This is a genomic window from Cyanobium sp. ATX 6E8 (assembly GCF_024346335.1).
Classification (GTDB): Bacteria; Cyanobacteriota; Cyanobacteriia; order PCC-6307; family Cyanobiaceae; genus Cyanobium_A.
Genome location: NZ_JAGQCT010000001.1, coordinates 133,634 through 156,793, shown reverse-complemented (window position 1 = coordinate 156,793; position 23,160 = coordinate 133,634). Strand labels below are relative to the sequence as shown.

Below are 23,160 nucleotides of genomic sequence, written 5' to 3'. Positions count from 1 at the left end.
TGTTCAACAGGCTGTTGAACAACGTCCAGTTTCCAAAAACAGCCAACACGTCCAACGCCAGGCGGCGCCAGCCACGCATTGGCGTTAGCGGAACCGCTTCAGGCAGAGCTCTTCAAAGGCCGGCCGCAGCAGGAACGGGTACTCGCCCACCCACAGCTTCAGCTGGGGGAGCCAGGCGTCGCTGATCGCCCCCACCCGTGAGAAGTCCTTGCGCTCGCTGAGCACCAGCACCCGCACCACCATGCCGGCCCGGATCTGCTGGTGCTTCTTCTCGAACGGGAAGCGCACCTTGCCGAGATAGCCCTCCTCATCCGCCAGCTCAAGGGTGAGCCAGGTGCGCCGGTTTTCCACCAGCTCGAGGCGGCCGTTGTTGTTGGCCTGCTCGCGGCGCTCCTCAACGATCTCGCGGGTGTAGAGGTCGGCGACCTCACCCTCAAACAGGGCGGCGGCCGGGTAGCGGCGCAGGGTGGCGTTTTTCTGGCCCGCCTCCAGGATCGGCCCCCAGAGCAGGTAGAGGGCAAAAACCACGCCCACCACCAGAAACACTGGACCGAACTGACTGGTGAACAACAAGGTCTGGCTGATCAGCAGGGTGATCACGGCGCCGATCACCGAGATCAGCACCCGCTGCAGCACCTTGCGGGGGTTGCCGGTGCAGGCGTTGAACTGGGGTCCAGTGGCGACCGCTGGGATCAAACGCGGCAGTTCACCCGGTCGAAGCAGAGTCAACATTAGAGCAACCTCTCCAGGCCATACACCAGGCCACCCAGCTGGCGCACCTTGCGCACCGTGAGCAGCACGCCAGGCATGTAGGCGGAACGATCAATCGTGTCGTGGCGCAGGGTGTAGGTCTCCCCGGGAGCTCCGAACATGACCTCCTGATGGGCCACCAGACCGGGCAGGCGGATGGAGTGGAGCCGCAGGCCGCTCTCGCGCTGGCCGCCGCGGCAGCCAGCCAGGGTTTCGTGCTCCTCCACCTGCTGGCGGTTGAAGGATTTGCCCAGCTCTTCCATCAGCTCGGCGGTCTTGATGCAGGTGCCACTGGGGGCATCGGCCTTGCGGTTGTGGTGCAGCTCGGTGAGCTCAGCGAAGTCGTAGAAGCGGGCGGCGGCGGCGGCGGCCTGCTGCAGCAGCACCATGCCCACCGAGAAGTTGGGGATCACGGCCCCGCCCACCGAGGCTTTGTCGGCAAAGGCGGCAAGATCGGTCAGCTGCTGCGGGCTCAGGCCGGTGGTGCCGATCACGGGATGCACCCCGTAGGCAATCGCGGCGCGGGTGTGCTCATAGACCACCGAGGGGTGGGTGAAATCCACCAGCACCGCCGCGCCACCCTGGCGGGCAGCCTGACTGGCCTGGCAGAGGACCCCCTCGAAATCGGCAGTGATCGCCACCTCCAGCTCGCCCAGCCCGAGTTCGAGGCCCACATCCGTGCCCTCCTTGTCCGGCGTGGTGTCGATCGCCCCCACCAACGCGCAATCCGCCGCGGTCTGCACCGCCTTCACCACTTCGGCGCCCATGCGGCCCAGGGCACCGGCCACCACCACGGGGATCGGCGCCGGCGGAGGCGTGGCAGAGCTGGACATGGCGGCGGTAGCAGTGTTCGCGAGCCTATGGCTCAACGGCGTGCAGCGCTGGCATCCCGGCGCCTCCCTCCGTAGATTCCTTTCCAGTGCTCACTCCCACCGCGCGCATGTTCACGCAGGTCCGCTCCACCAACCGCCGCGTCACCCCGGGCGACGTGAACGGCCGGGCCGTGATGAAGGCCGTGTATGTGGTGCTCGAACCCCAATATCAAAACGCCCTCACCCAGGCCGCCACCTCGCTCAACGCCCAGAACGGCCCCCTGGCGATCGAGCTGAGCGGCTACCTGATCGAGGAGCTGCGCGACCCCCAGAACTACGCCGACTTCCAGGCCGATGTGGCCTCAGCCGATGTGTTCATCGCTTCGCTGATCTTCATTGAGGACCTGGCTCAGAAAGTGGTGGAGGCGGTGGCCCCCCACCGCGACCGGCTCAAGGCGGCGGTGGTGTTCCCCTCCATGCCGGAGGTGATGCGGCTCAACAAGCTCGGCACCTTCTCGATGGCCCAGCTGGGCCAGAGCAAGAGCGCCATCGCCAGCTTCATGAAAAAGCGCAAGGAGGCTGGCGGCGCCGGCTTCCAGGACGCGATGTTGAAGCTGCTCAACACCCTGCCGACGGTTCTCAAATATCTGCCGGTGGAGAAGGCTCAAGACGCCCGCTCCTTCATGCTCAGCTTCCAGTATTGGCTGGGCGGCACGCCAGACAACCTCAGGAATTTCCTGTTGATGCTGGCCGACAAATACGTGTTCCCGAAGGGCGACAGCGACCGCGCCGCCGTGGTGGTGGCCGAGCCCGAGGTGTTTCCCGACCTGGGCATCTGGCACCCCCTGGCGCCGGGGATGTTCGAAGACCTCAAGGAATACCTCAACTGGACCGCCAGCCGCAGCGAGCTATCAGAGGCGGCCCGCAAGGGTCCTGTGATCGGCTTGGTGCTGCAGCGCAGCCACATTGTCACCGGCGATGAGGCCCACTACGTGGCGATCATTCAGGAGCTGGAATACCGCGGCGCCACCGTGATCCCGGTGTTCTGCGGCGGGCTCGACTTCACCAAGCCGGTGAATGCCTTCTTCTACGACCCGCTCAACCCGGACGTGCCCCTGGTGGATGGGGTGGTGTCGCTCACCGGCTTTGCCCTGGTCGGTGGCCCGGCCCGTCAGGACCATCCCAAGGCGATCGAGGTGCTGAAAAAGCTCAACCGCCCCTACATGGTGGCCCTACCGCTGGTGTTCCAGACCACCCAGGAGTGGGAGGAGAGCGACCTGGGCCTGCACCCGGTGCAGGTGGCGCTGCAGATCGCCATCCCCGAACTCGATGGTGCCATCGAGCCGATCGTGCTGAGCGGCCGCGATGACGCCACCGGCAAGGCCCACACCCTGCAGGACCGGGTGGATGCGATCGCCGAGCGGGCGATTCGCTGGGCTTCGCTGCGGGTGAAGCCCCGGGCCGAGAAGAAGCTGGCGATCACCGTGTTCAGCTTTCCGCCCGACAAGGGCAACGTGGGCACCGCCGCCTACCTCGATGTGTTCGGCTCGATCCACCGGGTGCTCGAGGAGATGAAGGCCAAGGGCTACGACGTGCAGGATCTCCCGCACAACTCCAAGGCGCTGATGGAGGCGGTGATCAACGACCCCGAAGCGCTCCAGGGCGCCCCGGAGCTGGCGATCGCCCACCGCATGAGCGTGGAGGAATACGAGCGGCTCACTCCCTATTCCGAGCGGCTCGAAGAAAACTGGGGCAAGCCCCCCGGCAACCTCAACAGCGATGGCACCAACCTGCTGATCTACGGCCGCCACTTCGGCAACGTGTTTGTCGGCGTACAGCCGACGTTTGGCTACGAGGGCGACCCGATGCGGCTGCTCTATTCGCGCAGCGCCAGCCCCCACCACGGCTTTGCCGCCTACTACACCTACCTGGAGAAGGTGTGGCAGGCCGATGCGGTGCTGCACTTCGGCACCCACGGCTCGCTGGAGTTCATGCCCGGCAAGCAGATGGGCATGAGCGAAACCTGCTACCCCGATTCGCTGATCGGCGCCCTGCCCAACCTCTATTACTACGCCGCCAACAACCCGAGCGAGGCCACGATCGCCAAACGGCGCGGCTACGCCTCCACGATCAGCTACCTCACGCCGCCAGCTGAAAACGCTGGCCTCTACAAGGGCCTCAAGGAGCTGGGTGAGCTGGTGGGCTCCTACCAGCAGCTGCGCGAAGGCTCTAGAGGCGTGCAGATCGTCAACGCGATCGTGGAAACGGCGCGCCAGTGCAACCTTGACAAAGACGTGGTGCTGCCCGACGTCGACGGCTCCGAGCTCGACCTCGACGGCCGCGACGGCGTGGTGGGGGCGGTGTACCGCCAACTGATGGAGATCGAGAGCCGGCTGCTGCCCTGCGGTCTGCACACGATCGGCAAGCCTCCCACCGCCGAAGAGGCAATCGCCACCCTGGTGAACATCGCTGCTCTCGAGCGCGAGGAAGACGGTCTGCGCTCCCTGCCAGGCCTGCTGGCCGAGAGCCGGGGCCGCACGATTGCCGACGTCTACAAGGGCAACGACGAGGGCGTGCTCGCCGATGTGGAGCTCAACTGCACCATCACCGAGGTGTGTCGCGCAGCGGTGGGCGCGATGGTGAAGGCCGTCACCGGCGCCGATGGCCGGGTGACCCTGCGCGAAAACTTCGGTTGGCTGTTCAAGCTGCTCGAGCAGTTTGGCTTCAAGCTGCCCAGCCCCTGGCTGAGCGCCTGCCGCAGCGCCGGCTTTGGCGAGGTGGATCAAGCCGAGCTCGACAAATTGTTTGGTTACTTGCGCTTCTGCCTCGAGCAGATCTGCGCCGACATGGAGATGGAGAGCCTGCTCAAGGCCCTCGATGGCGAATACGTGCTGCCCGGCCCGGGCGGCGATCCGATCCGCAACCCCGGCGTGCTGCCCAGCGGCAAGAACATCCACGCCCTTGATCCCCAGTCGATTCCCACCCGCGCCGCGATTGCAGCGGCCAAGGTGGTGGTGGACCGGCTGATCGAGCGCCAGAAGGCGGAGCAGGGCGCCTGGCCCGAAACCATCGCCTGCGTGCTCTGGGGCACCGACAACATCAAGACCTACGGCGAATCGCTGGCCCAGATCCTGTGGTTCATCGGCGTGCGGCCCGTGCCCGATTCCCTCGGCCGGGTGAACAAGCTCGAACTGATTTCCCTTGAAGAACTGGGCCGCCCCCGCATCGACGTGGTGGTCAATTGCAGCGGCGTGTTCCGCGACCTGTTCATCAACCAGATGGGCCTGATCGACCAGGGCGTGAAGATGGCGGCCGAGGCCGATGAGCCCCTGGAGATGAACTTCGTGCGGCGTCACGCCCAGGAGCAGGCCGAAGCCCAGGGCGTCTCCCTGCGGGACGCGGCCACCCGGGTGTTCTCCAATGCCAGCGGCAGTTATTCCTCCAACGTCAACCTGGCGGTGGAGAACAGCACCTGGGAGGAGGAGAACGAGCTGCAGGAGATGTACCTCTCGCGCAAAACCTTTGCCTTCAACGCCGATAATCCCGGCGAGATGAACCAGAACCGCGACGTGTTCGAATCGGCGATGAAAACTGCTGATGTGACCTTCCAGAACCTGGATTCTGCCGAGATCTCACTCACCGATGTGAGCCACTACTTCGATTCCGATCCCACCAAGCTGATCCAGGGCCTGCGCGACGACGGCAAGGCACCATCGAGTTACATCGCCGACACCACCACCGCCAATGCCCAGGTGCGCTCACTTAGTGAAACAATTCGGCTCGATTCGCGCACCAAGCTGCTCAACCCCAAGTGGTATGAGGGCATGCTGAACAGCGGCTATGAGGGTGTGCGCGAAGTCGCCAAGCGGCTCAACTTCACCCTGGGTTGGAGTGCCACCAGCGGCGCGGTGGACAACTTCGTGTATGAGGAAGCCAACGACACCTTCATCAACGACCCGGAGATGCGCAAGCGGCTGATGGAGCTCAACCCCCACAGCTTCCGCCGCATCGTGGGCACCCTGCTGGAAGTGAACGGCCGCGGCTACTGGGAAACCAGCGACGAGAACATCGCCCAACTGCAGGAGATCTACCAGGAGATCGAAGACCGGATCGAAGGTGTCACGGAGCCCTGAAGGGCATCGGCCATGCGGGCGGTCTGCGCGATCGGCCCCACGTCATGCACCCGCAGGATCCGCGCCCCCTGGGCGATGGCAAAGCCGCACACCGCCGCCGTGCCCCAGAGCCGCGCCCGAGGCCGGGATTCGTTCAGCACGGCCCCGATGAAGCGCTTGCGTGAGGGGCCCACCAGCAGTGGAAAGCCCTCGCCCGCCAACAGCGCCAGGCCCCGCAGCAGCGCCAGGTTGTGGCCCGTGTCCTTGGCAAAACCCAGCCCCGGATCCCAGATCACCTGCGTTGCCCGCACACCCGCCGCGAATGCGGTTTCCGTGGCCGCCAGCAAGCCAGCGCGCACCTCCGCCACCACATCGTCGTAGTGCGCCAGCTGATCCATGCTGCGGCTATCGCCGCGGCTGTGCATCAGCACCAGGGGGCACCCCGCCGACGCCGCCAGCCGCAGCAAGGCGGGATCGCGGCGGCCGCCGCTCACATCGTTGATCCAGTGGGCCCCAGCCGCCAGGGCGGCCTCGGCCACGGGGGCGTGAAAGGTGTCGATCGAGAGCAGGGCGTTGGGATGGGCAGCGCGAATCGCGGCCAGGGCCGGCAAAAGCCGCTCCAGCTCCCGCTGCGGCCCCACCTCCTCGGCACCGGGGCGGGTGCTCTGGGCACCCAGATCGAGCAGATCAGCCCCCTGGACCAGCATCAGGCCGGCCTGTCGCACTGCGGCCTCCACACTGGCCAACCTCCCGCCTTCACTGAAGGAGTCGGGGGTGAGGTTGAGCACCCCCATCACGGCAGTGCGCCCACCCCAGGGGAAGCGAGGCTCGCCCATCAAGCGAGTCCCCTCAGCGGCCGTAGTTGGCGATGCGGGCGAAGCTCACCGCATCGAGGGAAGCACCACCCACCAGCACGCCGTCGATCTCGCTCTGGGCCATCAGGTCGTCGATGGTGGCCGGATTCACCGAACCGCCGTATTGCACCGTGACACTGGCATTGCCCACCCAGCCGCGGATCAGCCCGCAGATGCGGTTGGCCTCCTCGGCGGCACAGGTTTTGCCGGTACCGATCGCCCAGATAGGCTCATAGGCCACGATCAGCCGAGTGGGGTCCACATCCTCCAGCCCCTGCTCGATCTGGCGGTGAATCACCCGCTCGGTTTCGTTGGACTCGCGCTGGTCGAGGCTCTCGCCCACGCAGAGGATCGGGATCAGGCCATGGATCTGGGCGTTGCGGGCCCGCAGATTGATCTGCTCATCACTCTCGCTGTAGTACTTGCGCGGCTCGCTGTGGCCCACGATCGCGTGGCTGACGCCGTGCTCCACCAGCATCGGCGCCGAGATCATGCCGGTGTAGGCGCCCTGGTCCTCCCAGTGCACGTTCTGACCAGCAATCTGCACCCCGGCCCCCGCGAGGTGGCGGCAGAGGGTGGGAATCGAGGTGAAAGGCGGAGCGATCACAACCTCCCGGTCGTCGGGGAGATCGGCAATCAGCGGTCGGAACGTGGCCGCAAACACCCGCGTCTCAGCGCAGGTCATGTGCATCTTCCAGTTGCCCGCGATCACGGCCTTGCGCACCGGCCCACCCCAACGACGTCAGCAAAACCTAATGGGCCGCCGGTCACTCCCTGAACCCTGGATCAGGGCCGGGCTCTGGGCACCTCACGGGGCGGCGTGAACAACACCTCGCGGCCATCGAGGGCCACCGCATCCCCCAGGGCCAGCTGGCGACCCCGGCGGGTTTCGATGGCGCCATTGACGCGCACATCCCCCCGTTGAATGCGCAGCTTGGCTTCACCGCCGGTGCCCACCAGGCCCTGGTACTTGAGGAATTGATCGAGTTTCAAGGATGAGCCCGCAACGGTGGCGATACCGTGACTGCATGCTTGCACCGTCGCCGGCCGGCTTCCGTCACCTCTGGCCGCTGCTGAAGCCCTACGGCAGGCGCCTGCTGGCCGGGGGTCTGTGCATCCTCATCTACGTGAGCTGTTGGCCGCTGCTGGCCTGGCTGGCCGGTCAGCTCATCCCCGCCATCGGCGCCGGCAACTTCCCAGTGGTGCTGCGCACGATCGCGGCGGCCTTGGGCTTGTTTCTGGTGCAGAAGGCGGCCCAGTTTGGCCAGGACACCCTGCTGGCCGGCCCGGCCCTACGCGTGAGCCAGGAGCTGCGCCGTGGGCTGTTTGCCCGGCTGCAGCGCCTGGAGTTCGGCGCCCTGGAGAAGCTCTCGGCCGGCGACCTCACCTACCGCCTCACCGAAGACGCCGACCGCGTTGGCGAGGTGATCTACAAGACCATCCAAGACACCACCCCCAGCGCCCTGCAATTGGTGGTGGTGCTGGGCTACATGGTGTGGCTCGACTGGCCCCTGGCCCTCGCCACCCTGCTGCTGGCCCCCCTGGTGGTGCTGTTGGTGAGCAGCTTCGGCGCCCGGGTGATGGCGGCGGCCGAGCGCAGCCAGAAGCAGGTGAGCGAGCTGGCCGGCCTGCTGGGTGAGGCGATTGGCGGGCTGCCGCTGGTGCGCGCTTTTGCCGCGGAACCCTGGCTGCAGCAGCGCTTTGACGCCGAGATCGACCTGCACCGCCGAGCCCGCTACCGCACCCTGAAGCTGCTGGCCCTGCAGCATCCGGTGGTGGGCTTCCTGGAGGCCGCCGGCATTCTCACGGTGCTGCTGATCGGCGCCGCCCGCATCCAGGCGGGTGGCCTCAGCAGCCAGGGGTTCAGCAGCTATGTGGCGGCGCTGCTGATGCTGATCGATCCGATCTCCCACCTCACCACCAACTTCAACGAATTCCAGCAGGGCCAGGCCTCGCTGCGTCGGCTGCGGGCCATTGAGGCAGAACCGGTGGAAGCACCCGACAGCCCCACGGCCCAACCTCTCGGGCCCGTGCGTGGCGCGCTGGTGCTCGAGCAGGTGCGCTTCGGCTACAGCCCTGGCCAGCCTGTGCTGCACGACCTCAACCTGGCCGTTGAACCGGGGCAGGTGGTGGCCTTGGTCGGCCCCTCGGGGGCCGGCAAGAGCACCCTGTTTTCGCTGCTGCTGCGCTTCAACACCGCCCAGCAGGGCCGGGTGCTGCTTGATGGCCAAAACCTCGCCGACCTGCGGGCCCGGGACCTGCGCCGGGCGGTGGCCCTGGTGCCCCAGCAGAGCAGCGTGTTTTCGGGCACCGTGGCCGAGGCGATCGCCTTCGGGCGGCCCGCCAGCGAGGCGGCGATCCGGCAGGCCGCCGAGCTGGCCAACGCCGCTGGGTTCATTGAGGCCCTGCCCCAGGGCTACGCCAGCCGCATCGAAGAGCGGGGCAGCAACTTCTCCGGCGGTCAGCTGCAACGCCTGGCCATCGCCCGCGCCGTGCTGGGCAACCCCGCCGTGCTGTTGCTGGATGAAGCCACCAGCGCCCTGGATGCCGAGGCCGAAGAGGCGGTGCAGCGGGGGCTGGAGCAGGCGATGGCGGGACGCACCGTGCTGGTGATCGCCCACCGCCTCGCCACCGTTCAGGGAGCTAACCGGATCCTGGTGCTCGATGGCGGGCGGATCGTGGAGCAAGGCAGTCACAATGCGCTCATGGCGCAGGGAGGCCGCTACCGCGAGCTCTGCGAGCGCCAATTCATTCATCTGCAGACGTGATGACGTGGGAATACCGGGTGATCCACATCAACGTGGAAAGCGGCAATCCACCAGGGCCTCCCTCCCCCGAGGCCGATAGTGAGCGGCTGGGCGGCGCCCTCAGCCCGGAGTTTCTGAAGCAGGAATTCCCCCAGCAGTACGACGCTGCCGCCACCAAGCCACGCCACCCGGCGGAGCAGCTGCAATTTTTCCTCAATGCCCTCGGCAAGGAGAATTGGGAGATGGTGGAGGCAGCCCAGGTGGGGCCCCTGCTGATGTTTTTCTTCAAGCGACCGGCTGGAGTCCCCCCCGTATCCTGAGGAGTCCAGTCATCTGTTTTCCGTGGATAGCGCCAGCCAAGCCGCCAGCAACCAGCCGCCCGTGCTCACCTTCGAAGGCAAGCGCTACGACCTCAACAGCCTTCCCGATGAGATGAAGGAGCTGGTGCGGGGCATGCAGGTGGCCGATGCCCAGCTGCGCATGCACGAAGACACCTTGAAGGTGCTTGCCGTGGGCCGCCAAGCCATGGCCAGCCAGCTCAACGACAAGCTGCAAAACATCATCCCCCTTCCCTGAAAAGAGGGGTGATCTGATGGGGGTGGGCTCTAGCTCACCACCTTCTGGGCTTCCTTGATTAGCTCCTCAGGCAGGGTCACCCCAATCGCTGCGGCGGTGGCCTTGTTCACCATCAACTCAGTTTTGGTGAGGGGCTCGAAGGCCATTTTGGCCGGCGATTCTCCCTTCAATACCCGCACCGCCAGCTTGCCTGCTGCGTAGCCGTCATCGAAGTAGGCCCAGCCGATCGTGGCCAGGCAGCCGGGCAGCTTGATGTCGTCGGCATCCACCGAATACACGGGGATCTTCTTCTCGAGACCCACCTTGGCAATCGAGCCGAAGCCCTGAATCGTGGCGTAATCGCCGATCTTCACGAAGGCCTCGACCTTCTTGTCGGCCAGCACCTGGGCGGCTTGCAGCACTTCGCCGGAGTTGGCCACCGACTGCTCCACAACGGTGATGTTGCGTTTGGCCGCCTCCTCCTTGAGCACCTTGGCCTCGTATTCGGAGTTGGGCTCGCCGGGGTTGAAGATCAGACCCACGGTTTTGAGCTCAGGGTTGATTTGGCGAGCCAAATCGAGCTCCTTGCCCACCGGGTTGGTGCCGATCGTGCCGACCACATTTGGCTTGTGCTGCCCCACGCCACCCGGGGGCGTGCCGGCACCGGCACCCCAGGGATTGGAGCAGTAGCAGAACACCACCGGAGTGGTTTCTGGGGCCACCTTCATGGCGGCCTGCAGGGGCGGGGTGCCCACCGCCAGGATCATGTCCACCTGGTCGCCCACAAACTGCTTCATCACCAGGGTGGTGTTGGGCATTTCGCCGGCCGCATCCTTCTGGATGAAGTTGACCGTTTTGCCAGGTATGTAGCCCGCTTCTGCCAGGGCCGCTTCGAAGCCCTTGCGGGTGTTGGTCGGAGGCGGAGCTTCCACCATCTGCAGCATACCGATGGTGGGGCCTTTCACCTTGGCGCCACCACCGAGCTTGCCGCAGGCGGAGAGCACCACCGTGCTCACAGCGCCAGCCCCAACCAGGCTCAGAAATTCACGACGCTGAAGACCCATCTGGGGCACTGGAAGACTGCGGCGCAACTATGGCGGCGCCATACATCGACCGCAATGCGGCCGGGTCGAGATGTTCACGCTCGGCAGCATTCCAATCGCCAATCAAGCCACCCTCATGGAGCATCACCAACCGGTCGCCGTGGCTCAGGGCCTGCTCGAGGCTGTGGGTCACCATCAAGGCGGTGGTGCCCAGCTGGCGCACCAACCTGTCGGTGAGCGCCATCACCGTTGCTTCGGCCCGGGGGTCAAGGGCAGCGGTGTGCTCATCGAGCAGCAGCAGATCCGGGGAACCCAGGGTTGCCATCACCAGGCTGAGGCTCTGGCGCTGTCCTCCGGAAAGTTGACCCACCGGTTCATCGAGCCGGTCGGCCAGGGGCAAGCCCAGCTCGCCCAGCAGCTCGCGGTAGCGCCTGCGGTCGCCGCCATTGGGATGAATGCCACCAAAGGCACTAATCAAAAAACCTGCTGCAAACCTGGCTGGCCTGTTGCGCCGCTCCGCCAGCCGCAGGTTTTCAGCCACGGTAAGCCCCGGACATGTGCCCTCCAGAGGGTTTTGCATCACCCGGCCAATCCAGCAGGCCCGCTGGTGATCTCGCAGGCGGTGCAGGGGGCGGCCGCCCAGGTGGATACGGCCGGCGCTGTGGCGCAGGGTGCCAGCCACCAGATTGAGCAGGGTGCTCTTGCCGGAGCCGTTGCTGCCAATCACCACCAGAAACTGACCCGGGGGGCAGCTCAGCGAGAAACCGCTGAATAATTGGCGCCAGCCCGATCCCGGCAGGGGATGGCCCCAGCTGAGCTCCTCAACGCTGAGGCCCGGGACGCTGAGAGCAGGGGCGCTGAGAGCAGGGGCAGAACTCATTGCTCCTGCCTCCCCTGGTCTGCCGAAAGCCCAGGTATGCGCAGCCGCCCGAAGGCCAGGGCGATCAGCAGCAGCAGGGCCGTTGCCAACTTGAGATCAACCGGTTCGAGGCCCAACTGCAGGGCGATGGCGATCATGGTGCGGAACAAAATCGCCCCCACCGACACCGCCAGCAGGGCCCAGGGCAGCGAGCGGGGCCGCAGCACCGATTCGCCAATGATCACCATGCCTAGTCCCAGGATCAGCGAGCCGATGCCCATGGTCACGTCGGCAAAGCCCTGATAGGTGGCAACCAGCGCCCCGGCCAGGGCCACCAGACCATTGGCAGCAGCGATTCCCACCGTGAGCCCGCGGCGCTGGTTGATGCCGTTGGCGCGGGCCATGGTGGGGTTGTTGCCCAGGGCGCGCAAAGACAGGCCGAAATCGGTGGCCAGCAGGAAGGAGATCAGCAGGATCATCCCAAGCGTCGCCAGGGTTAATCCCACGGCCCACTGACCATCTAGGCCCAGGCCCAGGTCGGGCAGGGCCAGAATTCCAGCTGGGGTTTCAGACAGGGGGATGTTGGAGCGCCCCATCAGCCGCAGGGTGATCGAATAAAGGCCGGTGGTGGTGAGGATGCCGGCAAATAGATCATTCACCCCCAGCCGGGTGTGAATCAGGCCAGTCACCGTGCCCGCCAGGCAGCCAAACAAGATCGCCAGCCCCAAGGCCACCGGCACCGGGGCGCCCTGACTGATCAACACGGCAGCGGTGCCACCACCCAGGGCAAAGGACCCGTCCACCGTGAGGTCTGGGAAGTTGAGGACGCGCAGGGTTAGGTAGGTGCCCAGGGCCAGACCGGCATAGGCCAAGCCCTGGTCGTAGGCACCAATCCAAAGGGAAAACATGGCTGCATTGTGCCTAGCAGCAGCCTCTTGGCTTAAGCCAAGGGGGCAAGATCCTCGAAACGAAACACCTGGCGGCCGGCCGGCGTGTCGCCATGGGCAGCGGTCTCAACCACCCGCTCGCTCAGCACCCAGGGGCCCACCCGAGCCAGGGGCACAAAGGTGTCGGTGAAACGGCTGATGCCCCCCTTGGCTGCGCCAGTTGCTGGATCGGCGTACTGGCTGGTGTAGCTGCGGCTCAGGTAGCCGCTGCCGGTGTCTGTTGTGCTCTCGGTGAAGATCGTCACCACGGTGCCATGAATGTGGCGATGCACCATCGTCACCACATTTGCCTTGATGCGATAGCGATCGCCTTCGTTTTTGCCGCCCACGATCACCTCAGTGCCCACCGCGTCGGTGTCGCCGGCGCTGAAGGTGTTGGCGCCGTGGGTTTGCTCAAAGCTGCGCCGCACCCGGTGGATCGCCACCTCCCACAGTTGGGAGGCCAGGGCCTTGTGAATCTCCTCATCGGCGACGCCAGTCACCGTGGCCTTGAGGTCGGCGGCCACCACGAAGCTGCCCTCGACCTTCTTTTCGTCTTGCTCCCAGATGCAGCGGCCCTGATAACCACCGAAATCCGGCTCCCAGGTGTAGCGATTTTCATAGGCGGCCCGGAAAGCCGCCGTGCAGTCGCTGCCTGAGGTGATCTGGTTGCTGACCTGGGTGCTGGCTGTCAAAGCGGGATCTATCGGGCCCCCAACCCTAACGAGTGAGTCCGGGGTGGATGTCCTGCAGGGCATTCACCTCAATGGTCTGCTGCTGCAACGCCGTGATCGCCTCGACAGCGGCCCTAGCCCCGGCCAGGGTTGTCACCGTCGGCACGGCGTAGTCGAGGGCGGCCCGACGCAGATATTTGTCGTCGTGGGCGGCCTGGCGGCCGATCGGGGTGTTGATGATCAGCTGAATGCGGGCCGAGCGGATCGCATCTTCAATGTTGGGCCGGCCCTCATGCACCTTGAGGATTGATTCCACCTGCAGGCCAGCAGCCCGAAGGGCCTCGGCGGTGCCACCGGTGGCGATCAGGGCAAAGCCCAACCCCACCAGCCGCTCAGCCACGGGCAGCAGGGCCGGCTTGTCGCGGTCGTGGGTGGAGAGAAACACCGTGCCGCTGGTGGGCAGGGCCTCCCCTGCGGCTAACTCGGCCTTGGCATAGGCCATGCCGGCACTGCTGGCGATGCCCATCACCTCGCCAGTGCTGCGCATTTCAGGGCCCAGCAACGTGTCGGAACCCGGGAAGCGCTTGAACGGCAGCACCGCCTCCTTCACCGTTTGCAGAGGCGGGATGGGCTCGGCCGTGAGCCCCAGCTCCGCCAGGGTGCGGCCGGCCATCAGCTGGCTGGCCACCTTGGCCAGGGGCACGCCGGTGGCCTTGGCCACAAACGGCACCGTGCGGGAGGCGCGGGGATTGGCCTCGATGATGAACACCCGCTCGCCCTGCTCCGGGTCGTTCTGCACCGCAAACTGCAGGTTGATCAAGCCGCGCACCCCGAGGGCCAGGGCCAGGGCACTGCTCCACTCGCGGATCGTGGCCAGGGCCGCCTCGCTCAGGCTCACGGAAGGCAGCCAGCAGGCCGAATCGCCCGAATGGATGCCGGCCGGTTCGATGTGCTCCATCACACCGCCAATCACCACTACCCCCTCCCGATCGCAAAGGGCATCCACATCCACTTCAATGGCGTTATCGAGGTATTGATCGATCAGCACTGGGTGGTCGGGTTCCACCTGCACCGCTTCCACCATGTAGCGGTTGAGCTCGGCTTCGTCGTAGACAACCTCCATGGCGCGCCCGCCCAGCACATAACTGGGGCGCACCACCACTGGATAGCCCACGCGCGCGGCGATGGCCCGGGCCTCGGCCTCACTGCGGGCCAGACCATTGCGGGGCTGGCGGATCTCCAGCCGGCGCAGGATCGCCTCAAATTGCTCCCGGTCTTCGGCGGCATCGATCGATTCGGGGGAGGTGCCCCAGATGCGGCTGCCGGTGGCCAGGCCCTCGGGGGAGGCCAACCAATTCAGCAGGGGAATCGCCAGCTTCAGCGGCGTTTGGCCGCCGAACTGCACGATCACCCCCTCGGGATGCTCCACCTCAATCACGTTGAGCACGTCTTCGAGGGTGAGCGGTTCGAAATAGAGCCGGTCGCTGGTGTCGTAGTCGGTCGACACCGTTTCCGGGTTGCTGTTCACCATCACCGTGGCGAAGCCCTCGGCCTGCAGGGCGAAGGAAGCGTGGCAGCAGCAGTAGTCGAATTCGATGCCCTGGCCGATGCGGTTGGGACCGCCACCCAGGATCATCACCTTGCGGCGGCTTTCCGGCTGCACCTCGTTTTCAGGCGGCACGATCTCCAGCCCACCAGCCGCATTGAGCCGCTCCAGCGGCCGCTCGTAGGTGGAGTAGTGATACGGCGTGCTGGAGGCAAACTCCGCCGCACAGGTGTCGACGGTTTTAAACACGGCATTGATGCCCAGCCCCTGGCGGTGGCGCCGCACCGTGAGCTCATCGCTGCCGGTGGCCCAGGCGAGCTGGCGATCGGAGAAGCCCAACTGTTTGAGCTCCAACAGGGCGGCGGCATCGAGTTGCTGCAGCTGGCGGCCCCGCAGCAGCCGCTGCTCAGCCTCGAGGATGCAGCGCAGCTTGGCCAAAAACCAGGGATCGATGGCGCTGAGCTGGTGGATCTCATCGTCGCTGCGGCCGGCAAGCATCGCCTCGCGCACGGCGAAAATGCGCTCAGGCGTGGCGGTGCGCAGGGCCCGCTCCAGCTCAGTGGGCTCCCAGCTGGCATCGGGCCGGTCGCAACCCCAGCCGGCGTGGCCTGTTTCCAAGGAGCGCAACGCTTTTTGGAACGACTCCTCAAAGCAGCGGCCGATCGCCATCGCCTCCCCCACCGACTTCATCGAGGTGGTGAGCAAAGCGGGGCTGCCGCGGAATTTCTCAAAGGCGAAGCGGGGAATCTTCGTGACCACGTAATCGATCGTGGGTTCGAAGCAGGCCGGCGTGGCACCGGTGATGTCGTTGAGGATTTCATCGAGGGTGTAACCCACCGCCAGGCGGGCGGCGATCTTGGCGATCGGAAAGCCGGTGGCCTTCGATGCCAGCGCCGAGCTGCGCGATACGCGCGGATTCATCTCAATCACCACCACATCGCCGTTGGCGGGGTTGATCGCAAATTGAATATTGCTGCCGCCCGTATCAACGCCGATCTCGCGAATGATGGCGATCGACTGGTCGCGCAGCCGCTGGTACTCGCGGTCGGTGAGGGTTTGGGCCGGTGCCACGGTAATCGAATCACCGGTATGCACCCCCATCGGATCGAGGTTTTCGATGCTGCAAACGATCACCACGTTGTCGGCGCTGTCGCGCATCACCTCCAGCTCGAATTCCTTCCAGCCCAGCAGCGACTGCTCCACCAAGATCTGGGAGACGGGGCTGGCCTCCAGGCCGCTTTTGCAGAAGGCGCGGAACTCCTCGGGGTTGTAGGCAATGCCGCCGCCGCTGCCGCCCAGGGTGAAGGCCGGCCGGATGATGCGGGGGTAGCTGCCGATGACCTCGCCCACCCGCTCCGCCTCCTCCAGCGTGTTGGCGATACCGGAGGGACACACCGCCACGCCGATCCGCTCCATCGCCTCCTTAAAGAGCAGCCGGTCTTCCGCCTTGCGGATCGCCTGCAGGTTGGCGCCAATCAGCTCCACCCCGTGCTTTTCCAGGGTGCCGTTTTCAGCCAGGGCTACCGCCAGGTTGAGAGCGGTCTGACCGCCCATCGTGGGCAGCAGGGCATCGGGCTGCTCGATTTCAATCACCCTGGCCACCACCTCGGGCGTCAGCGGCTCGATGTAGGTGCGATCCGCCATGTCCGGATCGGTCATGATCGAAGCCGGGTTGGAATTCACCAACACCACCTCAAAGCCCTCGGCGCGCAGGGCTTTGCAGGCCTGGGTGCCGGAATAATCGAATTCACAGGCCTGGCCGATCACGATCGGCCCCGAGCCCAGCAGCAGGATGCGCCTCAGGTCCGTGCGGCGGGGCATAGGGGGTGGGCAAGCCAAACCTGCCTAGCCTCTCACGCCCCCCTGGCAGCAGCTGCGGCTGGAATCGCTAACGTGCTTGATAACGCGGAAGCCCCAGATGAGTGAGCTCCAGCGCCTGAAAGGGCTGCTGCCACCTGAATTGCAGAGCTGGGTGTTTGTGGAAGCGGCCGCCTCGGTGGAGCCGCCCCTGATCACCATCGAAGAAATCGGCCGCGATGAAGTCGAAATTCAGGTCGACCTGGAAAGCTGGGACGGGCTGGCGATCGACCATCGCAACCTGCTGTTTTGGCACGAGGTGGGCCGCCTTCAAAACGATGCGGTGCCCCGCGACGGTTGGGAGATGGCGGCCCTGGCGATCGGCCTGGGTGGCGCCATCGGTGAGCTGTGGGTGCAGGACGGCCTCCTGCTGGTGATGGCCCTTGGCCTATCCGGCTTTGCCGGCTACCGCCTCTACCTCAAAAACAATTCCGAAAAGCGGCTGCAGGATGCCATCGCCGCCGATGAGCGGGCCATCGACCTGGCCACCCGCTTCGGTTACACCCTGCCCAATGCCTACAAGAGCTTGGGCGGCGCCCTTAAGGAGCTGGTGGAGCAGACCCGCAAGAAAAAGAAGCGCGCCTTCTACGAAGACCGGCTCGAGGCACTGCGCAAGAGTGCCGGCAAGGCCCGGGCCGAAATGGCCCAGCAGCAGGGCTCGCGTCAATCCGTCACCAGTGAGAACGTCTATGGCTAATTCCCCCGCTGGCAGGTCCACGACCCACCAGGAGCTCGACAGCGAGCAGCTGGCAAAGCTGGCGGCAGAAGCCTGTGACGACCGCAAGGCCGTGGACATTCGTCTGATTCGCGTTGACGAGGTGTCGTCGTTGGCCGATTGGTTTGTGATCTGCAGCGGCCTCTCCGACGTGCAGGTGCGCGCCATCGCCCGCTCGGCTGAGGATCAGATTGAGGAGGCCACCGGCCGGCTGCCCCTACGGCGCGAAGGCCAGAAGGAGGGCCGCTGGATGCTGCTCGACTACGGCGAAGTGATCGTGCACGTGCTCACCCCCAGCGAGCGCACCTACTACGACCTCGAATCCTTCTGGGGTCACGGCGAACAGGTGCGCTTCGTAAGCTCAATCCTAATCGTTTCTCCCTGAACGCCATGCCGTGCCCGGTGCCGCCCGAGCAACGGCCCCTGCAGGAATACGAGCAGTTGCTGGCCTCCTGGTTTTTTGTTTGGCCATCCCACGACCTGCCAGGTCTGTTGCGCCCCCTAGCCACCAGCTGGCTGCTGCTGCTTCCCGTCACGGTGCTGGTGGCCAGGGGCAGCTGGGTGCTGCGCCACCACCCGGCCCAGTTGGTGCTGGCGGGCATGGTGGCGGCCGTGGCCCTGCCGATCCTGCTGCTGGTGCGCCAGTGGCTGGGCTGGACCTACGTCCACCGGCGCCTGGTCTCCGAGCGGGTGGAGTACGAAGAATCCGGCTGGTACGACGGCCAGGTGTGGGAGAAACCCCTGGCCTGGCGCCAACAGGACCTGCTCGTCGCCCAGCACCAGGTGCAGCCCGTGCTGCGGCGGCTGCAGCAGGGTGCGGCGCTGGCGGTGATCCTGGCCTTGGCGGGGGCCAGCCTCTGTCAGGCTCTGTGAGATCGGTTCCCGGGCTTCTGTGACCCTGTCCTCCAGTTTTGGTGGCACTTCCCGCGGGGGCGTCCCTCCCCTGGAGGTGCGCCTGCTGCGCAACGGCATCGTCGAATCCCGCCACCGGGTTCATGCCGTGGTTTGCGACGGCCGGGGCCGGGTGTTGATGCGGGCCGGTGATCCCCAGCAGCTGAGCTTCGTGCGCTCCGCGCTCAAGCCCTTCCAGGCCACCGTGTTTGTGAGCAGCGGCGCGGCGGAGCAGTGCAACTGCGGTGAGCGGGGCCTGGCCATCGCCTGCGCCAGCCATGCCGGCACGGCCATGCACGCCCGCGAAGCCTTCAAGCTGCTCTGGGGTTCGGAGATCGAAGCCGAGCAACTGCAGTGCCCCGTGCCCGACTGCGGCAGCAGCCCCCTGGAGCACAACTGCTCCGGCAAGCACGCGGCCTTTCTGGCCACCTGCCGCCGCCTGGGCTGGAGCACCGAGAGCTACCTGCAGAAGGAGCACCCCCTGCAGCAGGAGGTGCTCAAGCGCGTGGGCGATCTGCTCGCCCAGCCCGCCGCCGAGCTGCTCACCGCCCGCGACGACTGCGGCGCCCCCACCCTGCAGCTGCAGCTGGCCCAGATGGCCCTGCTCTATGCCCACCTGGGTGCCGGCAGCCAGGCCGACCTGGAACGGCTCAGCCGGGCCATGCTGGCCCACCCGGAGCTGGTGGCGGGTGAGGGGCGCTTCGACACTGAATTGATGCGCCGCGGCCACGGCCAGGTGGTCAGCAAGGGCGGTGCCGAGGGCATCCAGTGCCTGAGCCGCGTCGGCGAGGGCATGGGGGTCGCGATCAAGGTGGAGGACGGCTCCGCCCGGGCCAAACATGCTGTGGCCCTCCACCTGTTGGAGCAACTCGACTGGCTGACGCCGATGACCCTGGAGGAGCTGCGCAGCCAGTTCTTGCAGCCGGCTCCCCATCTGCGCCTCGAGGTGCTCGGGGAGCTGCGCTTCGACTGACCCGCTTGACGGAACCAGCTGGACGGGCCACACCGACTGGTATGGTTGGGAAGTCGACGCGGGGTAGAGCAGTCTGGTAGCTCGTCGGGCTCATAACCCGAAGGTCGCGAGTTCAAATCTCGCCCCCGCCACCACATCCTCGAAACCCCGGCAGCCCCCTGTCGGGGTTTCGTTTTGGTTGGCCCGGGGATGGCCCACGCCCCGATCCACCCTCTGTGCCGCCCCGCCCGATGAAGGCCCCCACCCCAATGCGCCAACCGGACGCCATCGTTGTGGGCTCCGGTGCCACCGGCGGCGTGGCGGCGATGGTGCTGGCGGAAGCGGGGTTGCAGGTGCTGGTGCTTGAGGCGGGCCCCGACCTGTCCTCCCGCCAAGCCTTCGGCAGTGAACCGCTGAACACGGCCCGGCGCGTCGCCCACATCGCCAGCGGCAAGCAGCGCTTGCAGCGCCACCACCCGGGGTTCTGGAAACACAACCCCAACCTGTTCGTCGATGAGCAGCGCAACCCCTACTCCACTCCCAACGATGCACCGTTTCTGTGGAGTCGCGGGCGACAGGTGGGGGGCAAAAGCCTCACCTGGGGCGGCATCACCTTGCGCCTCTCCGACTACGAATTTCAGGCAGCAGAACGCGATGGCCAAGGGCCCGGCTGGCCCATCGGCAGTGCCGACCTCGCCCCCTACTACACCCGGCTCGAGCAACTGCTGGAGGTGCATGGTGCCTGCGACGGCCTGCCGCAGTTGCCCGATGGCCACTTTCTGCCGCCCCTGCCCTTCACCCCGGGAGAGCAGCATCTGCAGGAGTGCATCGGCCGCGATCTCGGTCTGCCCCTGATCGCCTCCCGGGGCTTCAACCTGCACCGGGGCCCGGGCTGGCCCCGCTCCTCCAGCCAGGGCCGCACCCTGGCCCGGGCCCTCGCCACCGGCCGCACCCAGGTGCGCAGCAACGCCGTGGTGAGCCATCTGCTGCTCGATGGCAACCAGGCCAGGGGTGTGGTGCTGGTGGATGGCCGCACCGGATCCCAGGAGCGGATCGACGCGCCACTGGTGGTGCTCTGCGCCTCGACGATCGAAACGCTGCGGATCCTGCTGCACTCCAGTGAGAGCCAGCAGCGCGGCGGCTTGATCGACCCCTCGGGCAGCCTCGGCCGCTACCTGATGGACCACATCTCCAGCAGCCGCTTCTTCTCGATCCCCGATGTGGCTGCCCCCGGCGGGGCGGTGGAGCTTTCAGGGGCGGGCAGCTGCTTCATTCCCAACACCGTCAACCTGGAGCCCGGCAGCGAGGTCGGGTTCCATGGCGGCTACGGCCTCTGGACGGCGCTGCAACGCTTTGATCCACCCGCCCTGCTGCAACGCCGCCGCGGCGAGGCGGTGGGCTTCCTAATCGGCCACGGCGACGTGCTGCCCAACGCCGACAACCGGGTCACCCTGAAAACCGAACAGCGCGATGCCTGGGGGCTACCGACCGCCCACATCGCCTGCCGCTGGGGTGAGAACGAGCGTCGCCTGGTGGCCCACATGCACCAGCGCATGGCGGCCGTGGTGGCCGCCGCTGGAGGGCAGATCCGGCCGATCGAAGACCTGTTCGTGCTGCCCCTGCTGGAGCCCTGGATCCGCAGCAGCCTGGCGGTCAGGCCCGAGGCACCACCCCCCGGCTACTACATCCACGAACTGGGCGGCGCTCGCATGGCCACCAGCGCCGAGGACGGTGTGGTGAACCCCCTCAACCAGTGCTGGGGGGCGGCCAACGTGCTGGTGGTGGATGGCGCCTGCTGGCCCCGTGCCGGCTGGCAGAGCCCCACCCTCACCGAGATGGCGATCACCTGGCGTGCCTGTGAAGCCGCCGCCAGCCGCCTGCGCCGGGGCGACTAGAGATCCGGGCCCCGTCGGCCAGAAAAGTTGTCGTCTCACGATCCGGTGTCGATCGCCACAAACGACGCTGGACATGCTGCGCACAATGACTATGCGACCTGTCACAGGGTCGGGCAAGGGAAACTCAGGCGGAGGTTGGCCCCTCCGCTTTTTTTTGCGCCAATTCCGCGCAAACCCTCAGCGGCGCAGGAACAGGCCGTTGAGGTAGTGCTGGGTGACCCCCTGGTCGCTGCAGCCGTTCTGGAACAGGAAGCTGGCCAGGGCGGAGGAAATCAGACGGTATAGGTCCCAGTTGGGATGGTCGTTGAGGAACTCCCGCATGCCCTCGAATAGCACCTCCGGCACCTCGGCTTCGAGGCTGATGCAACATGCCTCCGGCTCGATGCAGCATGCCTCCGGCTCGATGCAGCGTTCCAAGTGACTGCGCTCGGTGCTCATGGAGGACGACCAATGGCTGGGGAAGGCCCCCTAGTACGCCACACCAACGGCGGGTGCGTCAAAGCGCTGCAGCTGGCTCGCCCCCGCGCCAATCCAGCCTGAGATTGCCTGTGCTGACGGACACCTGGAGCACCCAACCAGCACCGCCTGGCGAAGTAGGCCACTTCGGGCTGGAACTGTCAAGGCGTGCTTGAACAAAAGCGGATATTCCCCAGAGCCACGGCCCCAACGGGCTCAACGAGCCCGTTTCTGGGGAAAAACCCCAGGAAAACGGGGGAAAACAGTGGCCAAATGGGGAAAGCGTCGACAGATCAGCAAGCCTGATGCACTCGAGTCTCGCAAGACGCTGACCGCGCCGAGACCAATGAGCTGCTCGAAACACCACGGAATTCTTCCGAATTGGCGCCCTTGATCACCAGTCCCTCACCCCTCAGGTGGCACCGCCTGGGCGGAGGGTGCGGGGGCCGAGGGGATGGTCGGCGTGGGGGTAGGGCGGATGGTGATGGCCGTGATCGTGGCTGTGCCCAGACCCGTGGTCGTGGTTGTGAGCATGGCCACCGAGGGGAATGGGCACCCCATCGGGCTGACAGGCGCCGGTGCATTCCCGCTCACAGAGATCACAGCCGTCGGTGAGCCCCTCCACGTGGTGGTGGTGGCTGTGCTGCGGCGCCCCCACTTCGGTTTCAAAGCCGAGCACCTGGGCGCGGTATTTGCACAGCGAACAGTTCATGTTGGAGTCTTCCCGCACCACCTCGGCCACCCGTTCCACAAAGGTGTCGAGCACCAAGGGGTGATCGGCCAAGTACGACGCCTTCACAAACTCCACGTCGGGATGGTCCTGGGCCACCCGATCGGTGTGCTGCTGAATCCGGCTCACCAATACCCCCGAAAAGAGGAAATAGGGGAACACGACAACCCGCCGGTAGCCCAGCCGCACCACATGGCGCAGCCCAGGCTCTACCAGCGGGAATGTGACGCCCGAATAGACCGTCTCGCCCCAACCGAAACCGAGGCCTTCCACCAGCATCCGCGTCACCTTGGCGACGTTGGAGTTGGCATCAGGATCGGACGAACCCCGTCCCACCACCACCAGCAGGGTGTCGTGCAGAGGCACAGCGTCGCCGGCCTGCTCGAGGGCTTCGCGGATCCGGGCTCCAGCCGCCTGAATCATCTTCAGATCGACCCCGAGCTCCCGGCCGTAGTCGATGCGCAGGCCCGTCTCGGCTGCGTAGGTGTTGAGCACCGACGGGATGTCGTTCTTGGCATGCCCAGCGGCGAACAGCATCGCCGGCACCGCCAGCACGTGGCTCACGCCTCTGGCCCGCAGCGCCTCCAGGCCATCGCGCAGGATCGGTCGGGCAAATTCCAGGTAGCCGTAGTCCACGGGGACCGCTGGCAGAAGCGCCTGTAGGCCCCGGGCCAACTGGGCGAATTCAGCCACCGCCAGCCGGTTGCGGCTGCCATGGCCGCACACCAACACCCCAATCGGTCCATGGGGACCATCCCTGAGGTCGGGGCTGGGAAGGGAAGCCAT

General features: G+C 66.1%; 21 protein-coding genes and 1 tRNA gene. 10 read left to right on the top strand and 12 right to left on the bottom strand.

From position 1 onward, the window contains the following. Nucleotides 1-84 precede the first annotated feature (84 nt). Nucleotides 85-732 carry a hypothetical protein gene (locus KBY70_RS00850; protein ID WP_254987022.1) on the bottom strand — a complete coding sequence of 216 codons (648 nt, stop codon included), beginning with the start codon at nucleotides 730-732 and terminating at the stop codon, nucleotides 85-87. Beyond that, nucleotides 732-1,583 carry a 4-hydroxy-tetrahydrodipicolinate reductase gene (dapB, locus tag KBY70_RS00845; RefSeq protein ID WP_094559330.1) on the bottom strand — a complete coding sequence of 284 codons (852 nt, stop codon included), beginning with the start codon at nucleotides 1,581-1,583 and terminating at the stop codon, nucleotides 732-734. Before dapB ends, KBY70_RS00850 begins: the two co-directional genes overlap by 1 nt. A gap of 107 nt (nucleotides 1,584-1,690) precedes the next feature. Between dapB and KBY70_RS00840 the strand changes: the two genes are divergently transcribed. After that, nucleotides 1,691-5,695: a magnesium chelatase subunit H gene (locus KBY70_RS00840; protein WP_254987021.1), complete on the top strand. Its 4,005-nt coding sequence runs from the start codon at nucleotides 1,691-1,693 to the stop codon at nucleotides 5,693-5,695. Here KBY70_RS00840 and folP read toward each other — a convergent pair. The 3 genes from folP to KBY70_RS00825 all read right to left on the bottom strand — a co-directional run bounded on the left by folP (nucleotide 5,650) and on the right by KBY70_RS00825 (nucleotide 7,521). Continuing rightward, on the bottom strand, nucleotides 5,650-6,510 hold the full coding sequence (folP, locus tag KBY70_RS00835; RefSeq protein WP_254987020.1) for a dihydropteroate synthase: 861 nt from the start codon (nucleotides 6,508-6,510) through the stop codon (nucleotides 5,650-5,652). The two genes, KBY70_RS00840 and folP, sit on opposite strands and share 46 nt — an antisense overlap. Nucleotides 6,511-6,523: 13 nt before the next feature. Beyond that, nucleotides 6,524-7,252, bottom strand: coding sequence for a triose-phosphate isomerase (tpiA, locus tag KBY70_RS00830; RefSeq protein WP_254987019.1), 729 nt, complete (start codon nucleotides 7,250-7,252; stop codon nucleotides 6,524-6,526). A 62-nt stretch (nucleotides 7,253-7,314) separates the two neighbouring features. Further along, nucleotides 7,315-7,521 (bottom strand): RNA-binding S4 domain-containing protein, encoded by a 207-nt coding sequence (locus KBY70_RS00825; RefSeq protein ID WP_094559334.1) that lies wholly within the window; start codon nucleotides 7,519-7,521, stop codon nucleotides 7,315-7,317. Nucleotides 7,522-7,556: 35 nt separating this feature from the next. Here KBY70_RS00825 and KBY70_RS00820 point away from each other — a divergent pair, with 35 nt between their 5' ends. The 3 genes from KBY70_RS00820 to KBY70_RS00810 are packed head-to-tail and all read left to right on the top strand — an operon-like array spanning nucleotide 7,557 to nucleotide 9,851. Continuing rightward, complete coding sequence (locus KBY70_RS00820; protein WP_254987018.1) at nucleotides 7,557-9,296, top strand: ABC transporter ATP-binding protein; 1,740 nt, start codon at nucleotides 7,557-7,559, stop codon at nucleotides 9,294-9,296. Next, nucleotides 9,296-9,595: a hypothetical protein gene (locus KBY70_RS00815; RefSeq protein ID WP_094559336.1), complete on the top strand. Its 300-nt coding sequence runs from the start codon at nucleotides 9,296-9,298 to the stop codon at nucleotides 9,593-9,595. Before KBY70_RS00820 ends, KBY70_RS00815 begins: the two co-directional genes overlap by 1 nt. 22 nt (nucleotides 9,596-9,617) lie before the next feature. Then, a complete protein-coding gene (locus tag KBY70_RS00810; RefSeq protein ID WP_094559337.1) occupies nucleotides 9,618-9,851 on the top strand; it encodes a DUF6447 family protein in 234 nt (77 codons plus the stop codon). Nucleotides 9,852-9,880: 29 nt separating this feature from the next. On the opposite strand, the gene KBY70_RS00805 is transcribed toward KBY70_RS00810, so the two are convergent. Genes KBY70_RS00805 through carB form a run of 5 tightly spaced genes read right to left on the bottom strand, consistent with a single transcriptional unit; the run spans nucleotide 9,881 to nucleotide 16,699 of the window. After that, complete coding sequence (locus tag KBY70_RS00805; RefSeq protein ID WP_094559463.1) at nucleotides 9,881-10,894, bottom strand: ABC transporter substrate-binding protein; 1,014 nt, start codon at nucleotides 10,892-10,894, stop codon at nucleotides 9,881-9,883. After that, nucleotides 10,875-11,753: an ABC transporter ATP-binding protein gene (locus KBY70_RS00800; RefSeq protein WP_094559338.1), complete on the bottom strand. Its 879-nt coding sequence runs from the start codon at nucleotides 11,751-11,753 to the stop codon at nucleotides 10,875-10,877. The genes KBY70_RS00805 and KBY70_RS00800 overlap by 20 nt, the downstream gene beginning before the upstream one ends. After that, entirely contained in the window at nucleotides 11,750-12,640 is an 891-nt protein-coding gene (locus KBY70_RS00795; RefSeq protein ID WP_094559339.1) for an ABC transporter permease, read from the bottom strand. The genes KBY70_RS00800 and KBY70_RS00795 overlap by 4 nt, the downstream gene beginning before the upstream one ends. Nucleotides 12,641-12,672: 32 nt before the next feature. Beyond that, nucleotides 12,673-13,353 carry a DUF3386 domain-containing protein gene (locus KBY70_RS00790; protein WP_254987017.1) on the bottom strand — a complete coding sequence of 227 codons (681 nt, stop codon included), beginning with the start codon at nucleotides 13,351-13,353 and terminating at the stop codon, nucleotides 12,673-12,675. A gap of 25 nt (nucleotides 13,354-13,378) precedes the next feature. Then, on the bottom strand, nucleotides 13,379-16,699 hold the full coding sequence (gene carB, locus KBY70_RS00785; protein ID WP_254987016.1) for a carbamoyl-phosphate synthase large subunit: 3,321 nt from the start codon (nucleotides 16,697-16,699) through the stop codon (nucleotides 13,379-13,381). Between the two features lie 97 nt (nucleotides 16,700-16,796). Here carB and KBY70_RS00780 point away from each other — a divergent pair, with 97 nt between their 5' ends. The 6 genes from KBY70_RS00780 to KBY70_RS00755 all read left to right on the top strand — a co-directional run bounded on the left by KBY70_RS00780 (nucleotide 16,797) and on the right by KBY70_RS00755 (nucleotide 21,188). Continuing rightward, entirely contained in the window at nucleotides 16,797-17,432 is a 636-nt protein-coding gene (locus tag KBY70_RS00780) for a DUF3318 domain-containing protein (protein WP_254987015.1), read from the top strand. Continuing rightward, nucleotides 17,425-17,835 carry a ribosome silencing factor gene (rsfS, locus tag KBY70_RS00775; RefSeq protein WP_254987014.1) on the top strand — a complete coding sequence of 137 codons (411 nt, stop codon included), beginning with the start codon at nucleotides 17,425-17,427 and terminating at the stop codon, nucleotides 17,833-17,835. The genes KBY70_RS00780 and rsfS overlap by 8 nt, the downstream gene beginning before the upstream one ends. A 5-nt stretch (nucleotides 17,836-17,840) precedes the next feature. Continuing rightward, nucleotides 17,841-18,323 carry a CGLD27 family protein gene (locus KBY70_RS00770; RefSeq protein ID WP_254987013.1) on the top strand — a complete coding sequence of 161 codons (483 nt, stop codon included), beginning with the start codon at nucleotides 17,841-17,843 and terminating at the stop codon, nucleotides 18,321-18,323. Nucleotides 18,324-18,342: 19 nt separating this feature from the next. Further along, nucleotides 18,343-19,314, top strand: coding sequence for an asparaginase (locus KBY70_RS00765; RefSeq protein WP_254987012.1), 972 nt, complete (start codon nucleotides 18,343-18,345; stop codon nucleotides 19,312-19,314). A 57-nt stretch (nucleotides 19,315-19,371) separates the two neighbouring features. Next, a tRNA-Met gene (locus KBY70_RS00760) sits at nucleotides 19,372-19,448 on the top strand. 96 nt (nucleotides 19,449-19,544) lie between these two features. Next, nucleotides 19,545-21,188, top strand: a complete 1,644-nt coding sequence (locus KBY70_RS00755; protein WP_094559346.1) for a GMC oxidoreductase — start codon at nucleotides 19,545-19,547, stop codon at nucleotides 21,186-21,188. 177 nt (nucleotides 21,189-21,365) lie between these two features. Here the strand turns inward: KBY70_RS00755 and KBY70_RS00750 are convergent, their stop codons facing one another. Then, the gene (locus KBY70_RS00750) at nucleotides 21,366-21,626 is read right to left on the bottom strand and encodes a DUF2811 domain-containing protein (RefSeq protein WP_254987011.1); all 261 of its coding nucleotides are present in this window, start codon (nucleotides 21,624-21,626) and stop codon (nucleotides 21,366-21,368) included. Nucleotides 21,627-22,056: 430 nt separating this feature from the next. Continuing rightward, nucleotides 22,057-23,160 (bottom strand): sirohydrochlorin chelatase, encoded by a 1,104-nt coding sequence (locus tag KBY70_RS00745; protein WP_254987010.1) that lies wholly within the window; start codon nucleotides 23,158-23,160, stop codon nucleotides 22,057-22,059.

What these genes read in the sequence shown, in the direction of transcription:
- KBY70_RS00770 (WP_254987013.1), top strand. Translation starts at nt 17,841, where the DNA reads ATGCCGTGCCCGGTGCCGCCCGAGCAACGGCCCCTGCAGGAATACGAG.
- KBY70_RS00820 (WP_254987018.1), top strand. Translation starts at nt 7,557, where the DNA reads ATGCTTGCACCGTCGCCGGCCGGCTTCCGTCACCTCTGGCCGCTGCTG.
- KBY70_RS00745 (WP_254987010.1), bottom strand. Translation starts at nt 23,160, where the DNA reads ATGGCTTCCCTTCCCAGCCCCGACCTCAGGGATGGTCCCCATGGACCG.
- rsfS (WP_254987014.1), top strand. Translation starts at nt 17,425, where the DNA reads ATGGCTAATTCCCCCGCTGGCAGGTCCACGACCCACCAGGAGCTCGAC.
- KBY70_RS00850 (WP_254987022.1), bottom strand. Translation starts at nt 732, where the DNA reads ATGTTGACTCTGCTTCGACCGGGTGAACTGCCGCGTTTGATCCCAGCG.
- folP (WP_254987020.1), bottom strand. Translation starts at nt 6,510, where the DNA reads ATGGGCGAGCCTCGCTTCCCCTGGGGTGGGCGCACTGCCGTGATGGGG.
- KBY70_RS00750 (WP_254987011.1), bottom strand. Translation starts at nt 21,626, where the DNA reads ATGAGCACCGAGCGCAGTCACTTGGAACGCTGCATCGAGCCGGAGGCA.
- dapB (WP_094559330.1), bottom strand. Translation starts at nt 1,583, where the DNA reads ATGTCCAGCTCTGCCACGCCTCCGCCGGCGCCGATCCCCGTGGTGGTG.
- KBY70_RS00805 (WP_094559463.1), bottom strand. Translation starts at nt 10,894, where the DNA reads ATGGGTCTTCAGCGTCGTGAATTTCTGAGCCTGGTTGGGGCTGGCGCT.
- KBY70_RS00780 (WP_254987015.1), top strand. Translation starts at nt 16,797, where the DNA reads ATGAGTGAGCTCCAGCGCCTGAAAGGGCTGCTGCCACCTGAATTGCAG.
- KBY70_RS00795 (WP_094559339.1), bottom strand. Translation starts at nt 12,640, where the DNA reads ATGTTTTCCCTTTGGATTGGTGCCTACGACCAGGGCTTGGCCTATGCC.
- KBY70_RS00755 (WP_094559346.1), top strand. Translation starts at nt 19,545, where the DNA reads ATGAAGGCCCCCACCCCAATGCGCCAACCGGACGCCATCGTTGTGGGC.
- KBY70_RS00815 (WP_094559336.1), top strand. Translation starts at nt 9,296, where the DNA reads ATGACGTGGGAATACCGGGTGATCCACATCAACGTGGAAAGCGGCAAT.
- KBY70_RS00840 (WP_254987021.1), top strand. Translation starts at nt 1,691, where the DNA reads ATGTTCACGCAGGTCCGCTCCACCAACCGCCGCGTCACCCCGGGCGAC.
- KBY70_RS00800 (WP_094559338.1), bottom strand. Translation starts at nt 11,753, where the DNA reads ATGAGTTCTGCCCCTGCTCTCAGCGCCCCTGCTCTCAGCGTCCCGGGC.
- carB (WP_254987016.1), bottom strand. Translation starts at nt 16,699, where the DNA reads ATGCCCCGCCGCACGGACCTGAGGCGCATCCTGCTGCTGGGCTCGGGG.